Source organism: Arthrobacter sp. 2YAF22_2, from assembly GCF_052114645.1.
In the GTDB taxonomy this organism is placed as follows: domain Bacteria; phylum Actinomycetota; class Actinomycetes; order Actinomycetales; family Micrococcaceae; genus Arthrobacter.
Window position 1 is genome coordinate 1 of the sequence record NZ_JBFRFD010000118.1, and the last position, 8,157, is coordinate 8,157.

Sequence of the window (8,157 nt, forward strand, 5' to 3'; positions counted from 1 at the left end):
CAGCCAGGACGCTCCCTGCCCATCCCTGGCCCGCCGACGGGGGGCTCGACAGCCCGGCGTGGCGTGGACAGTCAGCCGTGGCGGTAGTGTTGACCGGGTGCGTTTAGTCATAGCCCGTTGCTCCGTTGATTATGTCGGCCGGCTCAAAGCCCATCTTCCGCTCGCCACCAGGCTGTTGCTGGTCAAGGCCGACGGTTCCGTGCTGGTCCATTCGGACGGCGGATCCTACAAGCCGCTGAACTGGATGAGCCCGCCGGCCAGCCTCCGCGTCTCCACTCCGGACGAGGTCGACGTCGAAGTCGGCGTGGTCGAACAGTGGACCGTGCAGTCCGCGAAGACCGACGACCGGCTGATCATCAACATCCATGAGCAGCTGCACGACACCTCGCACGAGTTGGGCCAGGACCCCGGACTGATCAAGGACGGGGTGGAGGCCGACCTGCAGCGGCTGCTCGCCGAGCAGATCGAGACCCTCGGCGCCGGCTTCTCGCTGATCCGCCGCGAGTACTTCACCGCGATCGGCCCGGTGGACATCCTCGCCCGGGACGCCGCCGGCGGCACCGTCGCCATCGAACTGAAGCGGCGCGGCGACATCGACGGCGTCGAGCAGCTGACCCGCTACCTTGAGCTCCTGAACCGCGACCCGCTGCTGGCCCCGGTGCGCGGCATTTTCGCCGCCCAGCAGATCAAGCCGCAAGCGAAGGTGCTCGCGAACGACCGGGGCATTTCCTGCGTCACCCTCGACTACGACGCCATGCGCGGCGTTGACGACAGCGAGTCGCGGCTTTTCTAGCGGCAGCCCGCTCTTGGCGGCGAATTGCGCCGCGGGGAATGGCAGCCGCGTCCGTCCATTCCGGCGCGGCGAAGTCGTTCACGCACTCTTTGGATAAAATTTCTGGAATTATCCGCCGCGCCCGTTGACCTAACGGAACTCCCATGAAATTCTTGTATCAGTCTTTGTGTAGGTGTTTTTCATGCTCGCAAGACATGTTGCGAGCGCGAAGCTCCTGCCGCCAACGCCCGGTTGATCCGGACGGACGCCAAGGTTCTTCTCGCAGAGTGACCAAGCCCGGTGCAAAGTGCGCCGGACTTTCTCAAGATCCACAAATGAGGAGAATTAAATGGCACAGGGAACCGTGAAGTGGTTTAACGCTGAAAAGGGCTTCGGCTTCATCACCCCGGATGACTCCGATGGCGATGTCTTCGTTCACTACTCCGAGATCCAGACCGGCGGCTTCAAGACCCTCGACGAGAACCAGCGCGTTCAGTTCGAGATCGGCCAGGGCGCCAAGGGCCCCCAGGCCACCGGCGTCACGCTGGTCTAGGCTCCCCCGGCGRGGCTGCCCCCCCCGGCGGCCTCTGCTCTAAGAATGATCCCCGGCCTTGTTGCCGGGGGTCATTCTTTTTTGCCCGGCAACGAATTCTCCGCCCGCAATTGGCTTAGCTGACGAGCGTCCGCAACAGGCGCGCGCTCTGGCGTACCGAAAGGTCGGGAAGGTACGCCCGGCTCAGCGCGCGGCCGATTGCCGGCAGTTGCAGCGGGTCCTGGTAGTACAGGTACAAGGTGCGGTATTCCGGCTTGAACCTCGATTTAAACACGGCGAGGGAGCGGAATCCGTACACCGGTTCCAGGGCACGGGCCACCACGTCCAGAATTCCGGCGAGTCCTTCGGCCGGCTTTGCATCGTCTCCGGATTCCTCCGACAATTCCTCCGTGGCCAGCGGGGAGCCAGAAAGTGAAATGGTCTCCACGGAATTACGCAGTTCCCCCACTGCGGAGGCAATCAGGAATTCCATCACCCCGGGGAAGGCGTCGGTGCGCCGGCGCATAAAGTCCAGCGTCCAGCTGACCAGGACCCCCCGGTCGTACACCGGCAGCCAGCTCGTGACGCCCTGAACGCGGCCCTTGCCGTCYACGGCGAGGCAGCACAGCACCTCGCGGTCCGCCAGCTCGTCCAGGCCGCCCAGCGTGAACCCCATTTCCGGGACCGGCTTGCGCGCGGCCMATTCTTCGGACAGTTCACTCAACTGTGCACGCAGCGAGGGGGACAAATCGGCGTAGCGGCCCCAGACCGCGTGCACGCCGGTCTTGGCGGCGCGGTTCAGTGCCGTACGCACGTTCTGCCATTCCTTGCCCTTGAACGTGAGCTCGCGCAGGCCGAGCTGGGTTTCCTGCGCCACCGCCAACCGCCGGTAACCGCGCGCCTGGAGCATGGGCCAGAGCTCGTCGGTGCACGAGTAGAAGCAGGGAATGAGGGCGTTCTCGGCACAATAGTCCAGGAACTGCGCCGCCGTTTCCTCGCGCCGCTCGGCCGGACCGAGCGGGCCGGCAAGCGTCAGCGCCACGTTGCCGTGCTGCTGGTACGCCACAGCCCCCCGCTGCCCCGGGCTGAACCAGTATTTGTTCGGCTCCCAGAGCGCCATCCAGGACAGGGTATCGCCGCCCTGCCTAATCAACCGGCGCACCACGTCCCGGTCCGCGGTTCCGGCGTCGCTGCCGTGCGACCGGCGCAGCAGCACCAGCCAGACACCGACCAGCGCCACAACCCAGAAGGCGATCCCCGAGTAGGCGAACAGGAAGGCCTCGACGGCGTTGCGATGCAGGAAGACGCGGCTGTAGGCGCCGGGAATGGGCAGCGGCAGGTACTGCCGGGCCAATTCCGCGGCAAGACCCAGCCAGCCGCCGTCGCGGTCCAGCCCGCCGGCGGCAAACCAGGCCCCGGCGTAGCCGCCCGCGAGCACCAGGAAGGTCCCCCCGACGGCCAGCCCCAGGATGCGGCGGGCCCGGTGCGTGGTTTCGACCCGGAACAGATGCCGGTTGGCGACGAGGAGGAGCACCAGTGCCAGCGGCACGGCCACCAGCGGCAGGACGTGGACAAAGCCGGAGCCCATCAGCGCGGTGTGCGGCCGGTTGGGGTAGTGCGGGATCCTGGCAAACAGCGCCAGGTAGACGGAGGCCAGGGCGGTGACTGCCAGCTGGACCAGGACGGCGATGCGAAGCGCGAGCTGCCTGCCGTGCCGCATGCCGTCCGCGCAAATCAGCAGCAGCACCACAGGCACCACCGCCAGCGCCAGGCCCAGCGGGCCGGCAAAGCCCGGCTGGCCGGTCTCGAGGCAACTGACGTCCACGGCGCCGCCGCAGTTCTGCTCCAGCTGGGTCAGCGTGGGCAGCGGATTGAGGACGACGTCGCGCAGCAGCGCAAGCGGTCCGGTGGGGGTCCGTACGGCGGCGGTGAGGATCGGGCCGACGGCGAAGATGGCGACGGTCAGTGCCAGCAGATTCCGGGTCTCGCGGCCGGTGGAGCGGTGCCGGTGCAAGTTGCCCTTGTCCCCCTGCAACCACCAGCCCGCTAGCAGCCCGACCACAGCGCCGGCCAGGCCCACGACGGTTTCCGGGTGGCCAACATAGAGGACCAGCAACACGGCCCCGGACACCACAGCGGTCCGCAGCCGCCGCTGCCACAGCGTGGGCAGCAGCCCGCAGGCGGCCAGGACCGCCGCGAGAATGGCCGCGTACGGTCCGATCAGCGGGGCATCCACCATCAGGCCCAGCCAGCCGTCGCCGGCGAAGCGGGCCAGCTGGGTAACGAGCAGGAACAGCGACACGGCCGCGAACTGGCCCGCGAAGAAGAACACGGCGGTGCGGACCGAGCCGAGCTGCCGTTCGGCGGCCCCCAGCAGGACCAAGATCATGAGCGACGCCGCCAGGTACGCCAGCGGGTTGGTCGCAAAGAACAGCGAGGTGAACATCGTCCACCAACGGCCCTCCTGCAGCCCCTGGGCGCTGACGGAGGCTACGTTCAGCATCGACTCCGGCGGACCGTCCAGGAAGCTGCCGGTGGCCGCCGCCGTGAACAGGAAGACCGCGAGCACCGACAGCGTGAAGGGAAGCTGCCGGAACCGGACCCAGACACCGCGCAGGGCGGTCACAGCTGAATCCCCCAGCGTGCCGCGAGAAAGTCCAGCCCGCCCGGCAGGCCCCTGGAGGCGGTCTCCCAGGAGTGGCCGGCGTTGGCAATCTTGTGGGCTTCGACGGTGAACCCGGCACCCCGGGCAGCGCCGGCGAGCAGCGCCATGTACTCCACAAACTCCGGGTCCCGGTCGCCGGCCCCAAAGTAGATCGCCTTGCCGTCGAAGCGGCGGTCCTGCATCACGCGCAGCGGCGTCAACCGGTCGAAAGCGGCGGTGTCGCCGCCGAAGGCCGCGTCAACGGTCTTGTGCCGCTCCTTGGCGATGGCCGGCTCCTTCTCGCTTGAAAACGCCAGGGCCGCGCTGTAGATGTCGGGATGCCGGGTCACCATCTGCATGGCGCAGGTGGCACCGAAGGAGAAGCCGCCGGCGGCCCATTGCTGCGGGTCGGGGTCGACGTCGAGCGTGCCTCGGATCCACGCCGGCACGTCCTGTGCCAGGAAGGTGTCGGCCTGGGCGATGCGGCTGTCCATGCACAGCGTGTTGCCGCCGGCGGTGCCGTTGGGATCGACCACGACCACCACCGGCGAGACACCGCCGTGGCCGGCGGCGAAGCGGTCCATCCGGCTCCGCAGGGCGCCCCCGGTCAGCCAGTCCGCGGGGGCTCCGGGCTGGCCGGAGAAGAGCACCAGCACCGGAAGGGCCGGCCGGAGTGAGCCCTGATAGGCCGGCGGTAGGTAAATATAGGCGTCCCGGCTGCGGAAGCCGGAAACCGTGCCGGGAATGCTGGCCTTCCGGAGGGTCCCTTCAGCGGGCAGGCCCGCCGGCGGCGCCCAGACGGACAGGCTTTCCGGGGTGCTCTCCCCCGGCTGGCGCTTGAGCGCGTCCTCCAGAACAGGGATCCGGGCCACGGCGGTCCCCGTCACGTCGCTGACGGTGTGGTTCAGCCCGAAGTAGGCGTTGATCTGCACCGCGGAAAGCGCCACGACACCCAGCAGGGCGGCGGACGCCACGGCGGTCGAACGGACGCGGTGCACCACCGGCAACGCGGGGCGCGGGATGCTCGCGAGGAAGGGCCTGCGTCCCCAGATGCCGTGCAGCCGGAGCAACCACAGCAGCAGCGCCGCCACGGCCGGGACGCTCCAGACCAGGGTCTCCCAGGGAAGCTCCTCGGGGAAGACGGAGAGAACGTAAATCAGCACCAGGTGGCTCCCCGCCACGAGGGCGGCCGAAACCATGAGGGCCGCGGCAATCACCACGGCGGAGGCGCTGATCGTGTGGCGACGGCCGCTCCGCCACAACAGGTAGGCCATGCCGGCCGCGCCGGCCAGCCAGGCGGTCCACACCACCGGACCGTCGACCAGCCTGATGTCCTCGATGAAGTCCACCGGGACTAGCGCCAGGTGCCGACGCCGACGACCGGGCCGGCCTCGAGCCAGGACGAGAGGCCGGTGTAGGCGTCGAACCTCATGGCCAGCAGGACCTCCTGGCCCTCATAGCGCAGCTCGACGATCACGGTCTCGGGTTGCACCTTGACCAATTCGGATTCGGTGGGTTGACGGCGGCCGGTCAGCTCGAGCGAGCTGCGGCGGAAGGTGTGCTTCGGCCGCACGCTGAGCGAGGCGAGCCGGAACCATTCCAGGTCATTGTCCTGATAACGACAAACCCCCATCTGCCAGCTGTTTCCAGCCACGCAGATGGAGGCGTCCACCGTGCCCAGGGCGCGCCGCAAGTTGAAGCGGCGCACCCCGGATAGGCACAGTGTAAAGACCAGCAACGCAAACACGGTTGCCAGTGCGATGAACGGAAAACCAGTAACGTTCATCAAGGTRGGGCTAGCGGATCCCCGCAGTAGCCGCGTCGCCCATTTGGGCGTTGTCAGCAACAATGACGACCCTGTTGTTGTCGACGGAGAAGAAGCCGCCGTCGACAACTACAGCAATACGGTCACCGGACACCGGCTCGATCGCCAGTTCACCTTCGGCCAGAATCGCCAGCAGGGGCGAGTGGCCGGGCAGGATTCCGATTTCACCATCGCTGGTGCGGGCCTTGACCATCTTGGCCGCTCCGGACCACACGAAGTGGTCCGCTGCGACAATCTCAACCTCAAGCTCGGCCATATTACTTGGTCTGTTCCTGGATCTTGGCCCACTGGCGCTCAACGTCATCCAGGCCGCCGACGTTGAAGAACGCCTGCTCTGCGATGTGGTCGAGGTCGCCGTCGCAGATCGCGGTGAAGCCTTCCACGGTGTCCTTGATGGACACGGTGGAGCCTTCGACGCCGGTGAACTGCTTTGCGGTGTAGGTGTTCTGCGAGAGGAACTGCTGGATGCGGCGTGCCCGCGACACGACGATCTTGTCTTCTTCGGAGAGCTCATCGACACCGAGGATGGCGATGATGTCCTGGAGTTCCTTGTTCTTCTGCAGGATCTGCTTGACCCGGACGGCCGTGTTGTAGTGGTCGTGTCCGATGTACTGCGGATCCAGGATGCGGGACGTCGACGACAGCGGGTCAACGGCCGGGTACAGACCACGGGAGGCGATTTCACGGGACAGTTCCGTGGTCGCGTCGAGGTGTGCGAAGGTCGTGGCCGGGGCCGGGTCGGTGTAGTCATCTGCGGGAACGTAGATGGCCTGCATCGAGGTGATGGAGTGGCCCTTGGTGGACGTGATGCGCTCCTGCAGGAGGCCCATCTCGTCAGCCAGGTTGGGCTGGTAGCCCACGGCGGACGGCATGCGGCCGAGGAGGGTGGAAACCTCGGAACCTGCCTGCGTGAAGCGGAAGATGTTGTCGATGAAGAGCAGCACGTCCTGGTTCTGCACATCGCGGAAGTACTCCGCCATGGTCAGCGCGGACAGGGCCACGCGCAGACGCGTTCCCGGCGGCTCATCCATCTGGCCGAAGACAAGGGCGGTGTCCTTGAGGACGCCGGCCTCTTCCATTTCGACCCAGAGGTCGTTGCCTTCACGGGTACGCTCGCCAACGCCGGCGAACACCGAGGTGCCGCCGAAGTTGCGGGCAACACGGGTGATCATTTCCTGGATCAGCACGGTCTTGCCGACACCGGCACCGCCGAACAGGCCGATCTTGCCACCCTTGATGTACGGGGTGAGAAGGTCGATCACCTTGATACCGGTTTCCAGCATCTCGGTGGAACCCTCGAGCGTCGCGAAGGCCGGGGCCTTGCGGTGGATCGGCCAGCGCTCGGTCGTCTCGAGCTCGGCCTCCGTGACGTCCAGGGGCTGGCCCAGGACGTTGAAGATGTGGCCCTTGACGCCGTCGCCGACCGGCACGGAGATCGGGGCACCGGTGTCAACCACGTTGGTGCCGCGGACCAGGCCGTCGGTCGCCTGCAGCGAGATGGCGCGGATGAGGTTGTCGCCGAGGTGCAGCGCAACTTCAAAGGTGATGGTCTTGGTCTCACCGTTGAGAGTAATCTCCGTGGTGAGTGCGTTGTAAATCGAGGGGATTGCGTCAGCCGGGAATTCGACGTCGACAACCGGGCCAATAACACGTGCAATACGGCCGGATGCACCGGACGTTGCGGCTACGTGTTCGGTAGCAGTGGCAGTCATCTCTCTCACTTCACTCAGTAGATGGCGTGGGCGGTTAAGTTTGTTCTTTGGTGCAGGTACAGCTGGGTCCGAAGGGGGCCGGCTAGGACGCGTTCAACGCGTCGGCGCCTGCCACGATTTCGGAAAGCTCCTGCGTAATTTCAGCCTGGCGGGCAGTGTTGCGCAGACGCGTGTACTTCTTGATGAGGTCCGTGGCATTGTCACCGGCGGACTTCATCGCGCGCTGGCGGGCTGCGAGCTCGGAAGCTGCTGCCTGCAACATGGCGGCGAAGATACGTGACTCGATGTAGCGCGGCAGCAGGGCATCGAGAACCTGCTCCGTCTCCGGCTCAAACTCGTAAAGCGGCAGGAGCTCCGATTCGGAGGCGGCCTGCTCTTCAACGACCTCGAGCGGGAGCAGGCGGATGACCGTCGGCTCCTGCGTCACCATGGACTTGAAGCGGGTGTAGACGACGTGGATCTCGTCGACGCCGCCCTCTTCGTAGGCCGTGGCGAAGTCTGCGAGGAGTGCCTCGCCGACTTCACGCGCCGTCTCGAACTCCGGTGCGTCGGTGTTGCCGGTCCACACCCGTTCGTAGGGGCGGTTCCGGAAGTCGAAGTAAGCCTGTGCCTTGCGGCCCATGACGTACGTCTTGACTTCCTTGCCTTCCTCAATGAGCAGCTCGGCGAGAC

8 protein-coding genes are annotated in these 8,157 nt (G+C 66.4%); 2 read left to right on the plus strand and 6 right to left on the minus strand.

Annotated features, from left to right (window positions below):
- Positions 1-97 precede the first annotated feature (97 nt).
- Positions 98-793, plus strand: a complete 696-nt coding sequence (nucS, locus tag AB4Y86_RS06950; RefSeq protein ID WP_441401317.1) for an endonuclease NucS — start codon at positions 98-100, stop codon at positions 791-793.
- A 328-nt stretch (positions 794-1,121) separates the two neighbouring features.
- The gene (locus AB4Y86_RS06955) at positions 1,122-1,325 is read left to right on the plus strand and encodes a cold-shock protein (protein WP_011692441.1); all 204 of its coding nucleotides are present in this window, start codon (positions 1,122-1,124) and stop codon (positions 1,323-1,325) included.
- 115 nt (positions 1,326-1,440) lie between these two features.
- On the opposite strand, the gene AB4Y86_RS06960 is transcribed toward AB4Y86_RS06955, so the two are convergent.
- The 6 genes from AB4Y86_RS06960 to AB4Y86_RS06985 all read right to left on the minus strand — a co-directional run.
- Positions 1,441-3,930 (minus strand): rhomboid family intramembrane serine protease, encoded by a 2,490-nt coding sequence (locus AB4Y86_RS06960; protein ID WP_441401320.1) that lies wholly within the window; start codon positions 3,928-3,930, stop codon positions 1,441-1,443.
- A complete protein-coding gene (locus AB4Y86_RS06965; RefSeq protein ID WP_441401322.1) occupies positions 3,927-5,297 on the minus strand; it encodes an alpha/beta hydrolase in 1,371 nt (456 codons plus the stop codon). Before AB4Y86_RS06965 ends, AB4Y86_RS06960 begins: the two co-directional genes overlap by 4 nt.
- Before the next feature lie 5 nt (positions 5,298-5,302).
- On the minus strand, positions 5,303-5,734 hold the full coding sequence (locus tag AB4Y86_RS06970) for a DUF2550 domain-containing protein (RefSeq protein WP_441401324.1): 432 nt from the start codon (positions 5,732-5,734) through the stop codon (positions 5,303-5,305).
- Positions 5,735-5,744: 10 nt separating this feature from the next.
- Complete coding sequence (locus AB4Y86_RS06975; protein ID WP_104172348.1) at positions 5,745-6,029, minus strand: F0F1 ATP synthase subunit epsilon; 285 nt, start codon at positions 6,027-6,029, stop codon at positions 5,745-5,747.
- 1 nt (position 6,030) lies between these two features.
- Positions 6,031-7,485, minus strand: a complete 1,455-nt coding sequence (gene atpD, locus AB4Y86_RS06980; protein ID WP_441401326.1) for a F0F1 ATP synthase subunit beta — start codon at positions 7,483-7,485, stop codon at positions 6,031-6,033.
- An 82-nt stretch (positions 7,486-7,567) separates the two neighbouring features.
- On the minus strand, positions 7,568-8,157 hold a 590-nt coding region (locus tag AB4Y86_RS06985; protein WP_441401328.1), incomplete at its 5' end, for a F0F1 ATP synthase subunit gamma.

What these genes read in the sequence shown, in the direction of transcription:
- AB4Y86_RS06955 (WP_011692441.1), top strand. Translation starts at nt 1,122, where the DNA reads ATGGCACAGGGAACCGTGAAGTGGTTTAACGCTGAAAAGGGCTTCGGC.
- atpD (WP_441401326.1), bottom strand. Translation starts at nt 7,485, where the DNA reads ATGACTGCCACTGCTACCGAACACGTAGCCGCAACGTCCGGTGCATCC.
- AB4Y86_RS06970 (WP_441401324.1), bottom strand. Translation starts at nt 5,734, where the DNA reads ATGAACGTTACTGGTTTTCCGTTCATCGCACTGGCAACCGTGTTTGCG.
- AB4Y86_RS06975 (WP_104172348.1), bottom strand. Translation starts at nt 6,029, where the DNA reads ATGGCCGAGCTTGAGGTTGAGATTGTCGCAGCGGACCACTTCGTGTGG.